Source organism: Cupriavidus sp. HE11 (assembly GCF_056097175.1).
The window spans coordinates 2,788,809-2,806,682 of record NZ_CP184464.1 but is presented as its reverse complement, the minus strand read 5'-3'; the positions used below and the strand labels follow the sequence as shown (position 1 = coordinate 2,806,682).

Below are 17,874 nucleotides of genomic sequence, written 5' to 3'. Positions count from 1 at the left end.
CGGCAGCTTATTCCGCCGCCGTGGCGAACTGGATCCGGTGCAGGCCGGCGTACAGCCCGTTGGCCGCCAGCAGCGCGCCGTGGCTGCCCGATTCCGCCACGCGACCGTGCTCCAGCACCACGATGCGGTCGGCGTTTTCGATCGTGGACAGGCGGTGCGCAATGACCAGCGTGGTACGGCCCACCATCAGTGACTCCAGCGCCGCCTGCACCTGGCGTTCCGACTCGGAGTCGAGCGCCGACGTGGCTTCGTCCAGGATCAGGATCGGGGCGTCCTTGTAGATCGCCCGCGCAATCGCCAGACGCTGGCGCTGGCCGCCCGACAGCTTCATGCCGTTGTCGCCGATGTTGGTCTCCAGCCCTTCGGGCAGGCCCTTGACCACATCGGTCAGGTAGGCGGCCGCCAGCGCGCGCTCGACACGCGCCATGTCGATCTTCTCGCGCGGATGTACGCCATAGGCCACGTTGGCGGCCACCGTATCGTTGAACAACACCACATCCTGGCTCACGAACGCGATCTGGCGGCGCAGGTCGTTCAGGCCGAACTCGCCAATTGGCTTGCCATCGAGCATGATGCGGCCTTCGGTCGGGTCGAAGAAGCGCGGCAGCAGGTTCACCAGCGTGGTCTTGCCACTGCCCGACGGGCCCACCAGCGCCACCACCTCGCCCGGTGCGGCATGGAAGCTCACGCGGTTCAGCGCCGGCCGTGCGGCATCGCCATAGCGGAAGCCGACGTTCTCGAACGCCAGCTCGCCCCGGGCGCGATCCAGCGGCAGACCGCCGGTCTGCGGTTCGATCGGCTCGTCGATCAGCCCGAAGATCATTTCGGCGGCGGTCAGGCCACGTTGCAGCGGCTGGTTCAGGTCGGTCAGATGCTTGAGCGGCGAAATCAGCAGCAGCATCGCCATCACGAAGCCGGTAAATCCGCCGATGGTGGTCTGGTTGCCCTGCGCCTGGATCATCGCGATGGTCAGGATCACCGACAGCGCCAGCGACGCCAGGAACGCCGTCACCGGCTGGTTCAGCCCACCGGCCACGGCCATGCGCATCGAATAGCCGCGCAGGCGCTCGGCCATCGTGGCAAACCGCGCGGTCTCGTATTCCTCGCCACCGTGCAGCTTGACGACCTTGTAGCCACCGGCCGCCTCTTCCACCACGTAGGCCGCCGTGTTGGTCAGCGCCTGGTGCTCGCGGTTCAGGCGGCGCAGGCGGCGGTTCACCTTCGACATCACGAAACCGATGGTCGGCAGCAGCACCGCCACCACCAGCGTCAGGCGCCAGTTCGTGTAGAACAGGTACACCAGCAGCGCCAGCACGGTCAGCGAATCGCGCACCAGCGTGATCAGCACGCCGGTCAGGATCTGCATGACCTGGTTGACCTCGAAGATCACGGCGTTGATCAGCGATGCGGCGGTATTGCGGTGATAGAACAGCGCCGGGGCATGCAGCATGCGTTCGAACATCTGCATCCGCATCTTCAGCAGCACTTTGTTCGAGATCATCGACAGCAGGTATCCCGACGCGAACTGGGCCACGCCACGCACCAGCGCCACGCCCACCAGCAGCGCCGGCACATGCCAGAGCTTGCCGGCGTAGCTGCCGCCGAAGCCCTTGTCGAGCAGGTCATTGACGACCTTCGGGATAATCCCCTCGCTGGCCGCCACGAGTGCCATGGCAAGAATCGCCAGCACGAAATTGCGCATCTCGGGCTTCAGGTACCCCCAGACGCGCTTGAGGGTGTCGGATTCCTGGGGCGTTTGCTTTTTGCTGTCTTTCACGTTGGCTCCACTTGCCGATCGGGGCCCGCGCCGACTGCCGCTAGAATGGCGGGCAAATCCGGTCTGCGGGATCCATCGCAAGCATGTCTATGAAAATCTCTGCCGTACTGATTACAAAGAACGAGGCACACAATATCCGGGACTGCCTCGAAAGCGTCTCCTGGTGCGACCGCGCGATTATAGTGGACTCCGGCAGCACGGACGGCACGCTGGAGATTGCCCGCGCCATGGGTGCCGAAGTCCATGAAACGGCAACCTGGCCCGGCTTCGGCCCCCAGAAAAACCTCGCCCTGTCCAAGGTCCAGAGCGAATGGGTGCTGTCGATCGACGCCGACGAGCGCGTCACGCCCGCGTTGCGCGACGAAATCCTGGCTGCCATCGACTCCGGCCGCGCCGACGCCTACGACATGCCGCGACTGTCGCGCTTCTGCGGCCGCTTCATGCGCCACAGCGGCTGGTACCCCGACCGCCTGACCCGCGTGTTCCGCACCGGCCGCGCCCGCTTCACCGACGATATCGTTCACGAGAACGTGGTCACCGACGGGCCGATCGGCCATCTGCAAACCCCGCTGCTGCACTACACCTACGACGATTTCTCGCAGGTGCTGCGCAAGATCGACCAGTACTCCACCCTGGGCGCCCGGCAGGCATTCCAGCGCGGCAAGCGCGCCACGGTGTTCAGCGCCTGGACGCACGGCAGTTGGGCGTTCCTGCGCACCTGGCTGCTGCGCCGCGGCTTTCTCGACGGCCCGCAAGGTCTGGCCGTCGCGCTGATGAACGGCCAGGCCAGCTATTACAAGTACATCAAGCTCTGGCTGCTGCAGCAGCAGGCGAAACATCCGCCTGCGTCAGCCGACTGACCAGCGCGCCGAACGCCTGACCCGTGGGGCCGAACCCCATCTGTTCGATGTGGCGGGCGGCGTGGGTCAGCAGCGTCTGCCGCAATGCGGCATCCTGCAGGCCACTGCGGATCGCCCCGGCAAGCCCTTCGACATCACCCACCGGCACCAGCAGCCCCGCGCGGCCATCGTCAAGAATCTCGCGAGGGCCGGTCGGGCAGTCCGTGCTCACCACCACCTGCCCCACGGCAAGCCCTTCCAGCAGCACGTTAGGCAAGCCTTCCATCTTCGAACTGAACGCCATCAGACGGGCCTGGCGAATCCACGCATAGGGATTCGACTGGAAACCCGCGAACGTCACGCGATCGGCCAGTCCCAGCGATTTCGCCAGCGCTTCGAGTTTGGGCCTGGACGCGCCATCGCCCACCAGCACCAGCCGCTCGCCAATGCCCTGCTCGACCAGCCGCGCATAGGCATGCAGCAGCGACGTAAAGTCCTTCTGGCTTTCCTCCAGCCGCCCCACCGAGACGATGAACGGCTCGGCCGGCACCTGCCCAGTCTCCAGCGGCTGTGCGGCCCGGGCGCGAATACTGTCGAGGTCGATGGCGTTGTACAGCCGCACCAGCCGGGACGCAGCGTCAGGCATCAGCTCGCGGGCGTCGGCCAGCATGCTGTCCGTGAGCATGACCACCGCGTCATAATCCACCTTGCACTGGTGCCGCAGCTTGCGCAGCTTGCGCAGCTTGCGCCCATGCCCGCGCGCCAGGTGCGCCACGCTGAAATGCTGGTAGCCGATCATCGGCACGGGCAGCGGCCCGGTAATGCGCGATAGCGACATGTCGTAGTCCACGACCATGTCGAACCCGCCTTGCTCCAGGAGCTTCATGAAGCGGCGTCTGACCACCGGCTTGCGCACCGGTGGCAGCAGCACTTCCTCGTAGATCTTGCCCAGCACGCCCAGCTTGCGCTGTTTCTTGAGCTGACGGCAATGCGACAGCCAGCGCTCGGGGGCCAGCACATGGACTTCCACGCTGGCCGGCAGCCGGGCACGGAAATGCGACGCCAGTTCCGGCGAGGGGTAGGTGACCGTCAGCGCCAGGTCGAACCGGTCCTGCAGCGACGTCAGCAGCGAGACCAGCGAAGTCTCGATGCCACCGTGCAGGAAATGCGTGACGTGAAACAGGATCCGTTGCCTGCGCATGCCCGCCGCCACTCGTTCAGGCATAAAGCACGCGCACGCTGTCGCCCAGCGCATCGCGCAGGGTCGTCAGTGCTTCCTCGGAAGGCGTGATCTGCCACTGGTCGCCCAACGTCGCCTCGCACTGGGCCGACTTGTTGACGTAGCGGATACGCACCGGCACGCCCGGCACCTGTGCCACATTGGCCAGGAACGGCGTCAGCAGTTCACGCAGGCGTTCGGTGGACGCATTGCCGTTGAAGCCCAGGCACACTGCGTCGGCGTAGCGGGCGCGGGCGGTCACCAGATCCATCACCGACTCGGCCGTGAAGCGCACGCCGCCCGTGAACGTGTCGTGCCGCGCGTTGCCCTGGGCAATGATCAGTTCGTCCTCGCGGAACATATGACGATTGGCATCGTACAGTTCGTTGAACACCGTCATTTCGATCTGCGCCGTGCCATCGTCGATCATGACGATGATCAGCTTGCCGCGCTGGGTCATCTGCGTGCGAACACCCATGATGACACCGGCAACCACCTTGCCGCGCACGTCGCGGCCGTAGCCGCCGCCGTTGCCCTGCACTTCCTTTTCCAGCGCGCCCAGCGTGCCCTTCACGAACTTGCGTACCTCGTCGCGCGAGGCATCGAACAGGTGGCCCGAGAAGTAGTAGCCCAGCGCCTGCTTTTCTTCCTGCAGCGTGCGCTTGGCCGTCCAGCGCGGCTCGTCGATCAGCGCCGGACGATGGGCGTCGCCCGCATCGTCCATGAGATCGAACAGCGACACCTGGTTGGCCGACTCGGCCTTCTGTTCGGCCGCTTCCATCGCGATCGACACAGAAGCCAGCAGCTGTGCGCGGTTGTCGTTAAGGCTGTCGAACGCGCCGGCGCGGATCAGCGCCTCGATCGTGCGCCGGTTGACCTGGCGACGATCCACCCGTTCGCAGAAATCGAACAGGTCCGCAAACGGCTTTTCCTCGCGGGCACGCAGGATGTCCTCGATGGCGCCCTGGCCCGACCCCTTGATGCCACCCAGGCCATAGCGAATGGTCTTGGCATTGGTCGGCGCAAAGCGGTATTCGCTGGCATTGACGTCCGGCGGCAGGACCTCGATCTTGTTCAGGCGGCAATCCTCGTAGAGGATCTTCACCTTGTCCGTGTCATCCATGGCGAGCGACATGTTGGCTGCCATGAATTCGGCCGGATGGTGTGCCTTGAGCCACGCCGTGTAGTACGCCAGCAGCGCATAGGCGGCCGCGTGCGACTTGTTGAAGCCGTAGCCCGCGAACTTCTCCATCAGGTCGAAGATATCATCGGCCTGCTGCGAACTCAGCCCGTTCTTGTCGGCACCCTCGCGGAACAGCTCGCGGTGCTTGGCCATTTCCTCGGCCTTCTTCTTGCCCATGGCCCGGCGCAGCAAGTCGGCGCCACCCAGCGAGTAGCCGCCGATGATCTGCGCCATCTGCATCACCTGCTCCTGGTAGACCATGATGCCGTAGGTCTCCTTGAGCACCGGCTCGACGCGCGGATCCGGATATTCCACCTTCTCGCGGCCGTGCTTGCGGGCGCAGAAGCTTGGAATCAGGTCCATCGGGCCCGGACGGTAGAGCGCCACCAGCGCGATGATGTCCTCGAAGCGGTCGGGCTTGGCGTCCTTGAGCATGCCCTGCATGCCGCGGCTTTCCAGCTGGAACACCGCCACCGTGTTGGCGCTCTTGAGGATTTCGAACGCGGGGCCGTCGTCGAGCGGAATCTGGCTGCAGTTCCAGTCGGCCTTGCTCGGATCCAGCCGGCGGATATAGCGCTCGGCCCAGTCCAGGATCGTCAGCGTGGTCAGGCCCAGAAAGTCGAACTTGACCAGGCCGGCCGCTTCCACGTCGTCCTTGTCGTACTGGCTCACCACACCGCTCATGCCGTCGGTGCCCTGGGTGTAGAGCGGGCAGAAATCGGTCAGGCGGCCCGGCGCGATCAGCACGCCACCGGCGTGCATGCCGACGTTACGCGTCATGCCTTCCACGCGCTGGGCAAGCTCCAGCAGCTGGCGCACTTCCTCTTCGTTGCGTTCGCGCTCGGCCAGCGCCGGCTCTTCCTTCTTGGCTTCCTCCAGCGTGACCAGCTTGCCCGGCTTGAACGGAATCAGCTTGGCTACGCTGTCGACAAAGCCATAGCCCAGGTCCAGCACACGACCCACGTCGCGCACCGCCGCCTTGGCGGCCATCGTGCCGAACGTGGCGATCTGCGAGACAGCCTCCTTGCCGTACTTTTCCTTCACGTACGTGATCACGCGATCGCGTCCGTGCTGGCAGAAGTCGATATCGAAGTCGGGCATCGAGACCCGCTCCGGATTCAGGAAACGTTCGAACAGCAGCGCGTACTTGAGCGGATCGAGGTCGGTAATGCCCAGCGCGTAGGCCACCAGCGAACCGGCACCCGAACCCCGGCCCGGACCCACCGGCACGCCGTTGTTCTTGGCCCAGTTGATAAAGTCCGCCACGATCAGGAAGTAGCCCGGGAAGCCCATCTTGATGATGGTGCCCGTCTCGAATTCGAGTCGCGCGTAGTACTCGGTGCGCTTGCTCTCGCGCTCGACCTCGTCGGGGAACAGCACGACAAGGCGCTTTTCCAGGCCGTCCTTCGCCATGAACACGAGGTAGTCGTCCAGCGACATGCCATCGGGTGTCGGGAACAGCGGCAGGCGCGGCTTGCCCAGTTCCAGCGTCAGGTTGCAGCGCTTGGCGATCTCCACCGAATTCTGCAGCGCCGACGGGATGTCGGCGAACAGCGCGCACATCTCGTCCTGCGTCTTGAAGTACTGGTCGGTCGTGAACTTGCGCGTGCGGCGCGGGTTCGCCAGCAGTTCGCCCTCGGCGATACAGACGCGCGCCTCGTGCGCGGTGAAGTCGTCCGGCGTCATGAACTGCACCGGATGCGTCGCCACCACCGGCAGTTGCATCGCGGCAGCCAGCTGCACGGCCTGCTGCACATAGGCGTCGGTGCCCGGATGGCCCGCGCGCTGCAACTCGATGTAGAACCGCTGCGGGAATACCTTGGCCCAATGGCTCGCGGCGCGGCGCGCCCCGTCGGGATTGCCGTTCGCCAGCGCCTGGCCCACGTCGCCGCCCATCGCGCCGGACAGCGCGATCAGGCCCGTCGCCAGCGGCAAACCTTCCTCGCCCGGTTCATCGAACCAGCCAGGCTCCAGCTCGGCGCGGCCCCGGTACTGGTTGCCCAGCCAGGCACGCGACAGCAGCGTGCAGAGATTCAGGTAGCCGATACGGTCCTGCACCAGCAACTGCATGCGAGCCGGCTTGTCGCGGTCATCGGCGTTGGTCAGCCAGACATCGGCGCCGACCACGGGCTTGACGCCGCCACCACGGGCTTCCTTGTAGAAGCGGATCAGGCCGAAGGCATTGGCGAGGTCGGTCAGCGCGAGCGCGCCCATGCCATCCTTGGCGGCGGCCTTGACGGCGTCATCGAGACGGACGATGCCGTCCACCACCGAGTATTCGGAGTGGAGGCGCAGGTGTACGAAGCGGGGTGCAGACATAGGGCGCCATTGTACCGGCTCCCCCCGCCGCTCACTCTGAGAGTTTTCGCAAAGTAACACCTCGGCATGCACAGGGCGGCACTCGCCCGGGCCTGTGCGCGGCGGGTATCGGCGGAGGCGCCAAGCGGCTATAATTTCGCCTTTCCAATCAGGCAGTTACCGAGCGCCCTGGCGCGACCTGCAGCAACCCTGCGGCGCCCGGCCCGGCGGCATCATTCCATGCAGATCGTCAACATTTCGGCTTACAAGTTCGTCACGATCGACGATATCGAGACCCTGCGCCCCGCCATGCGCGAGCGCTGCGAGGCGGCTGACCTGAAGGGCACGATCCTGCTGGCGCCGGAAGGCATCAACATGTTCCTGGCCGGCACGCGCGAACAGATCGACAGCTTCATGACCTGGCTGCACGCCGATGCCCGGTTTGCCGATATCGCCCCCAAGGAAAGCCAGTCGGACAATCAGCCCTTCAAGCGCATGCTGGTGCGCGCCAAGAAGGAAATCATCACCATGAAGATGCCGCTGATCCGCCCGGAATCGGGCCGCGCGCCGTCGGTGCGCCCGGTGGATCTCAAGCGCTGGCTTGACCAGGGCCATGACGACGAAGGCCGTCCGGTGGTGATGCTCGACACCCGCAACGATTTCGAAGTGGCGGTTGGCACCTTCGACGATGCGGTCGAGTACAACATCACGAAATTCAGCGAATTTCCGCCGGCCGTGGCCGAAAACAAGGCGGCGCTCGAAGGCAAGACCGTGGTGTCGTTCTGCACCGGCGGCATCCGCTGCGAAAAGGCGGCAATTCACATGCAGGAAGTGGGCATCGAGCGCGTGTACCAGCTCGAAGGCGGCATCCTCAAGTACTTCGAGGAAGTCGGCGGCAGCCACTACCACGGCGACTGCTTCGTGTTCGACTACCGGACCGCGCTGAACCCGAACCTGGAGCCCGCGGGCCCGGTGCAGTGCTTTGCCTGCCGCGCGGTGGTGACGCCCGAGGAACAGCAGCACCCGAAATACGTGGTGGGCCAGAGCTGCCCGCATTGCGCGGACACGGCCACGGCCGCTGCCTGAGCGTCAGGCCGATCAGGCCGCCAGCAGATGGTAGAGGTTACGTAGCATCCCTGCCGTCGCGCCCCAGATGAAACGATGGCCACCGCCTTCGCGCGGATACGGCATCGAATAGAACTGCCGCTCGCCGCCTTCCCAGCGCAGCACGCGGCGCTCGTGCCGCGAGGGGTCCATCAGGAACGCCAGCGGCACCTCGAAGATTTCGGCCACCTCGCCTGCATCGGGCTGCAGCGTAAAGCCGGAATGGACCAGGCCCACCACCGGGCTCACATGGAACCCGGTGCCGGTGATGTAGTCCGGCAACGATCCCAATACCTCGATGAAGTCACGCTTGAGGCCGATTTCCTCCTCGGTCTCGCGCAGCGCCGTGGCAATCCGGTCGGCATCAAAGGTTTCCTGGCTGCCGCCCGGAAAGCTGATCTGGCCGGCGTGAGCGGTCAGGTTTGCGTTCCGCTGGGTCAACAGCACGGTCAGGCCGTCGGTGTGCTCGACCAGCGGCACCAGTACCGACGCCTGCCGCAGCCCGCGTGTGCGGTCGTAGACGCGCGACTCGTCAGTCAGCTCGGGTTCCCATGCCGGGGGCGAGAGCAGTCGGTGCCGGATGAAATCGGGTTGCATGCGCGGCGCACTGAGCGGCGCGCGGCGGCTGTCGGTCTCCACGACCGGCAGCGCCTCGGGATCGAATTTGGGGCGCATAACGCCGTCAAGTATGACAGAACGTCAGAATGTTGCATTGCAACATAAATGGACAACCACGGCGCCAGAAATGCAAAAAGGACACCCGAGGGTGTCCTTCGCAATGCCGGCTTGGCACCGGTTGCCCGGTGCCTGGCGCAGAAAAGCTTATTCTGCTGCAGCGACGGCGGCAACCTTGGCCTTCGTCACCAGCTTTTCCTTGATACGTGCCGACTTGCCCGAACGCTCGCGCAGGTAGTACAGCTTCGCGCGACGGACGTCACCGCGACGCTTCACTTCGATGCCGGCGATCAGCGGCGAGTACAGCTGGAACGTACGTTCCACGCCTTCACCCGACGAGATCTTGCGCACGATGAAGGAGCTGTTCAGACCACGGTTACGCTTGGCGATCACCACGCCTTCGTAAGCCTGCACGCGCTTGCGGTTACCTTCCACCACGTTCACGTTGACGATCACGGTGTCGCCAGGTGCGAATGCGGGGATGGTCTTGTTCGCGGTCAGACGCGCGATCTCTTCCTTCTCGATTTGCTCGATGAGGTTCATCGTTTTCTCCTTAACCATCTTACCGGCGTTATTTACCCACGTTCGGGGCCCCGGCAGAGGATGGGGTTTCACTTGGCGGGAGCGAACTCCTGCCCTGCTTTCGCTGCCAGGGTCGACAGGTACTTCTCGTCGGCCTTGGACAACAACCCTTGCTCGCGCGCCGCCACGATCAGATCGGGGCGCTTGCGCGCGGTATTGGCAAGCGCCTGCTGGCGCCGCCATTTTTCAATCTCGGCGTGATGGCCCCCGAGCAACACATCGGGCACCCGCACGCCTTCATATTCTTCCGGCCGCGTGTAATGCGGACAGTCGAGCAGGCCGTTGACGAAGCTGTCCTGCACCGCCGACTGCGCATCGCCCAGCACGCCGGGCAGATGCCGCACCACGGCGTCGATCAGCGCCATCGCGGGCAGTTCACCACCCGACAGCACAAAATCACCGAGGCTGATTTCCTCGTCCACGCGACGGTCGATCAAACGCTGATCGATCGCCTCGTACCGCCCGCACAGCAGCACCAGCCCCGGGCGCTGCGCCAGTTCCATGACCTTGGCATGGCTCAGCGTTGCGCCTTGCGGCGACATCAGCACCACGTGCGGCCGTTCGACACCGGCGTCCGACTGCGCCGCGCTGGCGGCATCGATCGCATCTTCCAGCGGCTTGCCCAGCATCACCATGCCAGGTCCGCCGCCGTAAGGGCGATCGTCGATCGTCCGGTAATTGTCGACCGTAAAGTCGCGGGGATTCCAGGTGCGCAGCGCATAACGCTGCTGCTTGGCCGCCCGGCTGGTAATGCCCCAGTCGGTCAGCGCGCGAAACATCTCGGGAAACAGCGAGATTACATCGAACTGCATCCGCGTCTCCCTTGACGGCAATTCAGGAACTTCAGTAGTCCAGCCCCCAGTCGACCACGATGCGCCGGGCCGAGGTATCGACCGTACGCAGGAATGCGTCGACAAACGGGATCAGCCGCTCAGCGGCCTTGCCGTCCGGCAGCTGGTATGCCACCTGAAGGATCTGGTGGGCGCCATTGTCGATCAGGCCGGTCACCTCGCCGAGCGTGTCGCCCTGCTCGTTGACCACGGCACAACCAATCAGGTCCACCCAGTAGAACTCACCTTCTTCCGGCGCGGGAAAATCCGCACGCCGGATCCAGACGCGGCGGCCCTTGAGCATTTCCGCCACATTGCGATCCGAAACGCCGGCAGCTTGCGCCACCACGGTACCGCTATGTTCCCGCGACTGGGAAATCTTGATGCTGACAGCTTCCGTCGCCTGTGCCGGCGCCGCTACCACGCCGGCAGCCGGCGCACGCAGCAGCCACCAACGGCGGGCATGAAGCAATGCGGAGGCGTCGTCCGCATGCGGCTCGACCTTGATCCAGCCGCGGATGCCGTATGCGGCGCCCACATAGCCAACCTCGACGAGATCGTCGGGCAGGCTGTCCGTGAACAGCAGCGAGGCGGGCAGCTTTGCCTCCCGGCCAGCGGCACCACCCTGGGTGGCGGCAGTCGACAGATTCAGCGGCTTGCGGCCGGTGGTGTTGCCAGTCACGTTGACGGAGCGTCCTTGCGCATCAGTGCGCACCGGTGAAGGCGCGCCTGCATGACTATCAGGCAGCAGCAACCTTGGCGGCGGCTTCCTTGACCAGACGGGCAACGGTCGGCGACAGTTGGGCGCCAACGCCTTGCCAGTAGGCCAGACGGTCTTGCGCAACGCGCAGGCCTTCTTCCTTGTCGGAAGCCAGCGGGTTGTAGAAACCAACGCGCTCGATGAAACGGCCATCGCGACGGTTGCGCGAATCGGTAGCAACGATATTGAAGAACGGGCGCTTCTTGCTGCCGCCGCGAGCCAGACGGATTACGACCATGTTAAGTCCTCGAAAAAACGGGGTGTGCGAACACGAAACGCAAGAGTATAGCCCACTTCCCGAGTCCAAACAAACACTTAGGGCTTTCCAGCACGATGCGGCCCGCATGAAGCGCTGTTGACGCAACACTAGCGGCATAGCATCGTGGCGAAAACCGCGAACCGGAGGGATGCCATGCGACCGAATCGACACTTCTTCGATCTGATGGCGACAGCCCGCGCTGTTGCCACAATTGCCCTCGGCATCATGGCCTGGAGTCAGCACGCCGTGGCCGCACCGCCGGTCGATCGCATCAAGCTGCCGCCGGGCTTCCGTATCGAAGTGCTGACCGACAACGTGCCTGGCGCACGCGGCATGACATTATCGCCGCAGGGCACGCTCTACGTGGGATCCCGAGGCGAGGGCAAAGTCTACGCGCTGACGTCGCCGCTGGGGCCCAACCCCAAACCCCGGGTAGTGGCTACGGGGCTGACCATGCCGGTCGGCGTGGCATTTCGCGACGGCTCGCTTTTTGTGTCGTCGACATCACGTATTGTCAGGCTGGACGATATCGAGGCCCACGTGCAGTCGTCGACCGACGACCTGCCCAGGCCAGTGACCGTGAACGACACCTTACCCACCGAGACGCATCACGGCTGGAAGTTCATTGCCTTCGGCCCTGATGGCTATCTCTATGTACCCGTCGGCGCGCCCTGCAACGTCTGCGCACGCGACGAGAACCGCTACGCCAACATCATGAAGATGAAGCCCGACGGCTCGGACCTGCAGGTGGTGGCAAAGGGCGTGCGCAATACGGTGGGATTCGCGTGGCATCCGGCCACGCATGAACTCTGGTTCACGGACAACGGCCGCGACTGGCTCGGCGACGACCAACCCGATGACGAACTGAACCGCCTCACGCAGCCCGGCCAGCATTTTGGATTCCCGTTTTGCCACGCCGGGGACATTGCCGACCCCGAGTTCGGCAAGCAGCGCCCCTGTTCGGCATTCGTACCGCCAGTGGCGAAGCTGGGTGCGCACGTGGCTGCGCTGGGCATGCAGTTTTACACGGGCAACCAGTTTCCGGCCGAGTACCGCCAGAACAACATCTTCATTGCCGAACACGGCAGCTGGAACCGGTCGGAACGCAGCGGCTATCGCATCGTGCGGGTGGTGGTAGACGAGAATGGCCGCGCCGTGCGCCAGGAGGTATTCGCCGAAGGCTGGCTGCGCAACGGCAGCCCCTGGGGGCGACCGGTGGACGTCCAGGTCGCACCCGACGGCTCATTGTTGGTCAGCGACGACATGGCCGACGCCATCTATCGCATCCGTTACGCGCCGTGAAAAAAGGCCTCCAATCGCCGCCAGGCCCGGTGCCAGGCGGCATTCCGGCGGACGCGCCAAAGGTGGCAAAAATGACGAAACAATCCGTTACACCGGTAACGGGTTTCGCATAGGCCATCACAGCCTCCCTAAGTACCATGAACCCAACGCCTGACTCATCACCTGCTACAGGACTTTGGGATTGCACATGCTTACCCGCCCCCACCTGCGCCATCTGGTGGCTGGTACCGTGGCCGTCATCGGCCTGGTTGGCTCAATTGCCACCAGCCACGCACAAGTTGCCTTCTGGCAGCGCGCCTTCGCCGAGCACCCCGTACGCATGGGCCGCGTAGGCCCCGGCTGGGACATGGCTGCCGTACGCTCGGAGAACCGCGATCACGTACAGGCACAGATCGATCGCATGGAACAGCGCGCCCGTAACGACGACCGGCTGAGCGGCCGGCCACCCGGCCCTGGCGGCCAGAACGAAGAGCGCGGAGCGCGCCAGCCCGGCGGCGCCGACCGCAACAATGGCGGCGACGGATCGATGCGCAGCTCCGAGATGCGCCCCGCCAATGTCGGCCCCGGCTGGCAAGCGCGCGGCCGCGACGGCGGACGCTGACGCACTTGTCTCGCAAGCCCGCCCAAAGGCCGGAACTTCCGGCCTTTTTCCATGGTCAGTCTTGAGTGCGCGCCAGAAAACGCCGCACAGGCTGCCGCCCGGCGCTGTCCGGGGCCGTCCAGCGTGCCGTTGTTGCGCAGACGGCAATCAAACTGACCTGCCTCTGCCCGGCACCCACTGTCCGGGTCCCCGGGGCTGGGCGCGGCCTCCACAAGAACGATCCGTCGAGGTTCATCTTGTCTCCCCTTCTTCACGACCTGGCCCGACACGCGGGCCAGTTGTCGTTGTCGCTGCTGTTCATGCTGATGCTGACGCTGGTGCTGTACAGCGAAACGCATATCTCCGAGATGGTCGCCGGTGCGCTGGCGTCGATCTGGCCATCCTGACGCTATACAATGGGCGCCGATGCCGCCGGCATCGAAGGGATTTTCCGTTCGCCTAGCCTCGCCTACGATGCCTGCCGCCAGCCAAGCCCCCGCCATTGCCCGTGACCCCGCCAGCCCGCTCAAGATGCGTGGCGGCAAATCCAAACTGATCACCGTCGCGCTGGCCTTCCTGCTTGGCAGCCTCGGTGCACATCGCTTTTACCTGAAGAGCCTGCGTGACGTGTTCGGCTGGGCCCATCTGCTTGCCACGGTGGCCGGCGCGATCGGCGTGACATCGCTGATCGTGGGTGCGGGCAGTCCCGCCCTGAACTGGGTCTTCGCAGTCGCGGGTGGCGTATCGGTCATCAGCGCGTTCCTGACCGCCATCGTGTTCGGCCTGCGGCCCGACGACAAATGGGATGCCCGCTACAACGCCCACGGCACGCCCACGCGCTCGGGCTGGCCCGTGGTCATTCTCGTCATCCTCTCCCTGATGATCGGTACGGGCCTGCTGATGGCCGGACTGGCGATCAGCTTCCAGACCTTCTTCGAATCGCAGGTGGAAGCCGCCAAGGCGCTGTCGCAGGAATAACGCCTGTCCGGTAGTCCTCCGGCAATGCGCAACCGCGCGCAGCAGGTACCGCAGCGCGCACGGCATTGACCGATCGCAAGTCCAGCCGCATTAAGCCTTCCTCCAACTCGTAAAACGACCATACTGCTTAGGTCCGGATCACAGGCAGCGCTGCATCACACGCAGGGCTGCGAAGGAGACGCAGATGGAACATCCCAGCTATGAGGAAGGACGCCTGGCAGCGATTGCCGTGCGGCTGGCCATGTCGTCAGGCCTGCCGCCAACCAGTGCCAGGGCGGCACTGGAACTTGCCTGCCGCATGATCGACGATAGTCTCGATTCACCTGCCACGGCCCGCAAAGAGACTCAGAAGAGCGAGCCCTGCTTGTCCTCGCCGCCGCGTGGCCGCATCGATCGTGTCGGCCTGGGTGGTGGACGGAACCGCGACGTATCGAGCTCGAAGCGGTTATAGCGAAACCCGAGACGATCCGCGGCCTTGTAGAACCGCTGCCGGATCAGATCGGCCCAGATTCCCGTGCCGCGCATGCGCGAGGCGAAATCGGCGTCGTAGTCCTTGCCGCCACGCATTTCGCGCACGCGGTTCATGACCCGCTCGGCACGGTCGGGAAAATGCGCCTGCAGCCATTCCTGGAACAGCGGGCGCACTTCCCACGGCAGACGCAACACGATGTAGTTCGCGTAGACCGCACCCGCCTCATGTGCGGCTTCCAGAATTCTCTCCAGATCGGGCTCGGTGATGAACGGAATCACCGGCGCCACACTCACGCCCACAGGAATTCCGGCATCGGTCAGTTCCCGTATCGTGCGCAGCCGGCGCGTTGGCGTGGCTGCTCGGGGCTCCAGCGTGCGCGCCAGGTCGGCATCGAGCGTGGTGATGGTCACGGCCGCCACCGCCAGCCGCTGCGCCGCCATCGGCGCCAGCAGGTCGATGTCGCGCTCGATCAGCGATGACTTGGTAATCAGCGCCACCGGATGATCGGTGTCGCGCAGCACTTCCAGGACGCCGCGCGTGATGCGCTGTTCGCGCTCGATGGGCTGGTAGGCATCGGTATTCACGCCCAGCGCAATCGTCTCGCAGCGATACGAGGGCCGGGACAACTCATCGCGCAGACGCTCCGCGGCATTGGCCTTGGCGTACAGCTTTGTCTCGAAATCGAGCCCCGGCGACAGATCCAGATACGCGTGCGTGGGACGGGCGAAGCAATAGATACAGCCGTGTTCACAGCCGCGATACGGATTCAGTGACGTATCGAACGGGATATCGGGCGAAGCATTGCGGGACAGAATCGACCTGGCCTGCTCGCGCGTGACCTGCGTCACAAGCCTCGGCGGCAATGCCGAATCGGCGCCAGTTCCATCGCCGTCCGGCGACGCATCGGGCTCCATCCAGCCGTCGTCAAATGCCTCGCGCTGGTCGCGTTCGAAGCGTCCCTGCAGGTTGCTGACAGCACCGCGGCCCTTGCGGGGCGGCATCGGAATCGGGGGCATGGATGAGTCCGGGGGCGATCGAATACTGTACAAATATACAGTATCAGCAGCCCGACCCCAAGCCGGATCTCAGGCCGTGCCGGACACGCCGCTTTCCTTGGCATCCACCGCAATCGCCAGCGTCTCCTTGATCTCTTCCATCACGACGTAGCTCTTCGACTGCGCGGCCCCCGGCAGTTGCAGCAGGATGTCGCCCAGCAGCCGGCGGTACTCGCCAATCTCGCGGATGCGTGCCTTGATCAGGTAATCGAAATCGCCCGAGACCAGATGGCATTCGAGCACCTCGGGGATGCGCAGCACCTCGCGCCGGAACTGCTCGAACATGTTGCCCGACTTGTTGTTCAGGGAAATCTCGACAAACACCAGCAGCGCGCTGCCCAGCAGGGTCGGATTCAGCCGTGCGTAGTACCCCATGATGACCCCATCGCGCTCCAGCCGTTTTACGCGCTCGATGCAGGGCGTGATCGTCAGTCCCACCGCCTCCGCCAGGTCTTTCATCGATATCCGGCCATCGGCCTGCAGCACCCCCAGGATCTTCCGATCCAGGCGATCCAGCGAACGAATCGGCTGACGGCTTGTTCTCATGAATGTTTCCTGTTTTTGTAAGAAATTCGCGAACTAACACTGCTTCGAAGTCAATAGTATAGAAGCGAATTCTTCCATAGCCCTATTTGGCAGTACGGAGCCCCCGAAAATGCGCGTTCTTGTTCTTGGCAGTGGCGTAATTGGCGTCACCAGTGCGTGGTACCTGGCCCGGGCCGGTCACGAAGTGACCGTGGTGGACCGCGAAGGCGGCCCCGCGCTTGGCACCAGCTTTGCCAATGCCGGCCAGATCTCGCCGGGCTATGCGTCGCCGTGGGCCGCACCGGGTGTGCCGCTGAAGGCAATCAAGTGGATGTTCCAGGAACATGCGCCGCTGACCATCAAACCCGATGGCTCGCTGTTCCAGTTGCAGTGGATGTGGCAGATGCTGCAGAACTGCACGGCCGACCGCTATGCCGTGAACAAGGAACGCATGGTGCGTCTGGCCGAATACAGCCGCGACTGCATCCGCACGCTGCGCGCCGAGACCGGCATCGCCTACGAGGGCCGCCAGCAGGGCACGCTGCAGGTGTTCCGTACTGATGCACAGCTGGAAGCCGCCGCACGCGACATCGCCGTGCTGGAGGAAGCCGGCGTGCCCTACGAATTGCTCTCGCGCGACGAACTCGGCGCGAGCGAACCGGCGCTGGCCGCCGCTGGCCAAAAGCTGGCCGGTGGCTTGCGCCTGCCGAACGATGAAACCGGGGACTGCCAGCTGTTTACCGAACGGCTGGCAGCCATGGCTGCATCGATCGGCGTGCAGTTCCAGTACAACCGGTCGATCGATGGCCTGCTGACCCAGGGCGACGCCGTGACCGGCGCCATCGTCGGCGGCGAACCGATGCTGGCCGATGCCGTGGTGGTGGCGCTGGGCAGCTGGTCCACGCCGTTTGTGAAGCCGGTGCTGCCGGGGCTGTCGAACCTGCCGGTCTACCCGCTCAAGGGCTTCTCGATCACGGTGCCGCTGCTCGACGCCGAGAAGAGCCCGGTATCGACCGTGCTGGACGAAACCTACAAGGTGGCGATCACGCGCTTTGACGACCGCATCCGCGTGGGCGGCATGGCGCAGATCGTCGGCTACGACCGTTCGCTCGATCCGAACAAGCGCCGCACGCTCGAACACGTGGTCAACGACCTGTTCCCGGGCGCTGGCGATGTCAGCCGCGCCACGTTCTGGACTGGCCTGCGTCCGATGACGCCGGACGGCACGCCCGTGGTAGGCCCTGCCGGCATTCGCGGCCTGTGGCTCAACACCGGCCACGGCACGCTGGGCTGGACGATGGCCTGCGGCTCGGGCCAGTTGCTGTCCGACCTGGTATCGGGCACGCGTCCGGCAATCCGCGCCGACGACCTGTCGGTGGACCGCTATCGCAAGCAGCCCCGCGCGCACCACGTGCCGCGCCCGGTGCCGGCCTGAT

At 64.7% G+C, this 17,874-nt stretch carries 17 protein-coding genes; 7 read left to right on the top strand and 10 right to left on the bottom strand.

Features of this window, described 5'->3' with window-relative positions; genetic code table 11:
* Positions 1-7: 7 nt before the first annotated feature.
* Positions 8-1,702 carry a lipid A export permease/ATP-binding protein MsbA gene (gene msbA, locus ACOABP_RS12975; RefSeq protein ID WP_474227832.1) on the bottom strand — a complete coding sequence of 565 codons (1,695 nt, stop codon included), beginning with the start codon at positions 1,700-1,702 and terminating at the stop codon, positions 8-10.
* A gap of 164 nt (positions 1,703-1,866) precedes the next feature.
* On the opposite strand from msbA, the gene ACOABP_RS12970 reads away from it, so the two are divergent.
* Positions 1,867-2,637, top strand: coding sequence for a glycosyltransferase family 2 protein (locus tag ACOABP_RS12970; RefSeq protein ID WP_474227831.1), 771 nt, complete (start codon positions 1,867-1,869; stop codon positions 2,635-2,637).
* Here the strand turns inward: ACOABP_RS12970 and ACOABP_RS12965 are convergent.
* On the bottom strand, positions 2,582-3,817 hold the full coding sequence (locus tag ACOABP_RS12965) for a glycosyltransferase (protein WP_474225452.1): 1,236 nt from the start codon (positions 3,815-3,817) through the stop codon (positions 2,582-2,584). The genes ACOABP_RS12970 and ACOABP_RS12965 overlap by 56 nt on opposite strands.
* Before the next feature lie 16 nt (positions 3,818-3,833).
* Positions 3,834-7,337 carry a DNA polymerase III subunit alpha gene (dnaE, locus tag ACOABP_RS12960; RefSeq protein WP_474225450.1) on the bottom strand — a complete coding sequence of 1,168 codons (3,504 nt, stop codon included), beginning with the start codon at positions 7,335-7,337 and terminating at the stop codon, positions 3,834-3,836.
* 219 nt (positions 7,338-7,556) lie between these two features.
* On the opposite strand from dnaE, the gene ACOABP_RS12955 reads away from it, so the two are divergent.
* Complete coding sequence (locus ACOABP_RS12955; protein ID WP_474225449.1) at positions 7,557-8,402, top strand: sulfurtransferase; 846 nt, start codon at positions 7,557-7,559, stop codon at positions 8,400-8,402.
* A gap of 12 nt (positions 8,403-8,414) precedes the next feature.
* Here ACOABP_RS12955 and ACOABP_RS12950 read toward each other — a convergent pair whose 3' ends face one another.
* The 5 genes from ACOABP_RS12950 to rpsP all read right to left on the bottom strand — a co-directional run bounded on the left by ACOABP_RS12950 (position 8,415) and on the right by rpsP (position 11,505).
* A complete protein-coding gene (locus ACOABP_RS12950; RefSeq protein WP_474225447.1) occupies positions 8,415-9,095 on the bottom strand; it encodes a CoA pyrophosphatase in 681 nt (226 codons plus the stop codon).
* 147 nt (positions 9,096-9,242) lie between these two features.
* Positions 9,243-9,638: a 50S ribosomal protein L19 gene (rplS, locus tag ACOABP_RS12945; RefSeq protein WP_066739159.1), complete on the bottom strand. Its 396-nt coding sequence runs from the start codon at positions 9,636-9,638 to the stop codon at positions 9,243-9,245.
* A gap of 68 nt (positions 9,639-9,706) precedes the next feature.
* Positions 9,707-10,489 (bottom strand): tRNA (guanosine(37)-N1)-methyltransferase TrmD, encoded by a 783-nt coding sequence (gene trmD / locus ACOABP_RS12940; protein WP_474225446.1) that lies wholly within the window; start codon positions 10,487-10,489, stop codon positions 9,707-9,709.
* A 31-nt stretch (positions 10,490-10,520) separates the two neighbouring features.
* Positions 10,521-11,189, bottom strand: coding sequence for a ribosome maturation factor RimM (gene rimM, locus ACOABP_RS12935; RefSeq protein ID WP_474225444.1), 669 nt, complete (start codon positions 11,187-11,189; stop codon positions 10,521-10,523).
* Positions 11,190-11,247: 58 nt separating this feature from the next.
* The gene (gene rpsP, locus ACOABP_RS12930) at positions 11,248-11,505 is read right to left on the bottom strand and encodes a 30S ribosomal protein S16 (protein WP_066739114.1); all 258 of its coding nucleotides are present in this window, start codon (positions 11,503-11,505) and stop codon (positions 11,248-11,250) included.
* Between the two features lie 174 nt (positions 11,506-11,679).
* Between rpsP and ACOABP_RS12925 the strand changes: the two genes are divergently transcribed.
* From ACOABP_RS12925 to ACOABP_RS12910, 4 genes are all read left to right on the top strand, one after another.
* The gene (locus ACOABP_RS12925; RefSeq protein ID WP_474225443.1) at positions 11,680-12,828 is read left to right on the top strand and encodes a PQQ-dependent sugar dehydrogenase; all 1,149 of its coding nucleotides are present in this window, start codon (positions 11,680-11,682) and stop codon (positions 12,826-12,828) included.
* A gap of 187 nt (positions 12,829-13,015) precedes the next feature.
* Complete coding sequence (locus ACOABP_RS12920; RefSeq protein ID WP_474225442.1) at positions 13,016-13,429, top strand: hypothetical protein; 414 nt, start codon at positions 13,016-13,018, stop codon at positions 13,427-13,429.
* 236 nt (positions 13,430-13,665) lie between these two features.
* Complete coding sequence (locus tag ACOABP_RS12915; RefSeq protein ID WP_474225441.1) at positions 13,666-13,815, top strand: hypothetical protein; 150 nt, start codon at positions 13,666-13,668, stop codon at positions 13,813-13,815.
* Positions 13,816-13,882: 67 nt separating this feature from the next.
* A complete protein-coding gene (locus ACOABP_RS12910) occupies positions 13,883-14,386 on the top strand; it encodes an NINE protein (protein WP_474225439.1) in 504 nt (167 codons plus the stop codon).
* A 345-nt stretch (positions 14,387-14,731) separates the two neighbouring features.
* Here the strand turns inward: ACOABP_RS12910 and ACOABP_RS12905 are convergent, their stop codons facing one another.
* A complete protein-coding gene (locus ACOABP_RS12905) occupies positions 14,732-15,874 on the bottom strand; it encodes a PA0069 family radical SAM protein (protein WP_474225438.1) in 1,143 nt (380 codons plus the stop codon).
* Positions 15,875-15,943: 69 nt separating this feature from the next.
* Entirely contained in the window at positions 15,944-16,459 is a 516-nt protein-coding gene (locus ACOABP_RS12900; protein WP_474225437.1) for an Lrp/AsnC ligand binding domain-containing protein, read from the bottom strand.
* A 109-nt stretch (positions 16,460-16,568) separates the two neighbouring features.
* Between ACOABP_RS12900 and ACOABP_RS12895 the strand changes: the two genes are divergently transcribed.
* Positions 16,569-17,873 (top strand): D-amino acid dehydrogenase, encoded by a 1,305-nt coding sequence (locus ACOABP_RS12895; RefSeq protein WP_474225436.1) that lies wholly within the window; start codon positions 16,569-16,571, stop codon positions 17,871-17,873.
* Position 17,874: the final 1 nt, after the last annotated feature.